Origin of the sequence: Thioclava sp. UBA3469 (assembly GCF_002378135.1) — a bacterium.
Classification (GTDB): Bacteria; Pseudomonadota; Alphaproteobacteria; order Rhodobacterales; family Rhodobacteraceae; genus Thioclava; species Thioclava sediminum.
Map to the genome: position 1 here is coordinate 1 of NZ_DFRG01000125.1, position 560 is coordinate 560.

Annotated in this window: 1 protein-coding gene; it reads left to right on the forward strand. The window is 66.1% G+C overall.

The window, feature by feature from the left end:
- The coding region (locus tag B3D39_RS10135; protein WP_286789654.1) for a transglutaminase family protein at positions 1-560 on the forward strand (560 nt) is incomplete at both ends.

The window sequence follows — 560 nt, forward strand, 5'->3', positions numbered from 1 at the left end:
ACGAGGTGAAGTTAAAGCTGAGCTACCGGTATAACGCGCCATCCGATCACGCGCGGACCCTGCTGCGGGTGCTGCCGTCGGACATTGCGGGGATGCAGACGGTTACGTCGCGCCTGCTCAGCTTCGATCCGCCACCCGATGAGCGCCACGACTCGCGCGATTTCTTCGGCAATACGATGACCTCGGCGGTCTGGCACGCGCCGATTGCGGAGATCGGCGTGACCCTCAACGCCAAGATTGACCGGGGGCTCGCGGAGCCGGGGCTGGACCTGTCCTCTCCGCGTGAGGAGCTGGCGCAGGAGATCGCCCAATTCCGCAGTCTCGCGCCCAATGCGCCGCATCATTTCCTCGCGGCCTCACGCCGTGCGGCTCCGACGAAAGAGATGACGGAGTTCGCTCAGGCACAGTTGCAGCCGGGCCAGACTGCGCGCGGCGCGATCGAGGCGGTGGGCCGCGCGTTGCATCGTGAGATGCGCTTCGATGCGGGCGCGACCGATGTGAACACGCCCGCAGCCGAAGCCTTCGCGAACCGCCACGGCGTCTGTCAGGATTTCAGCCAT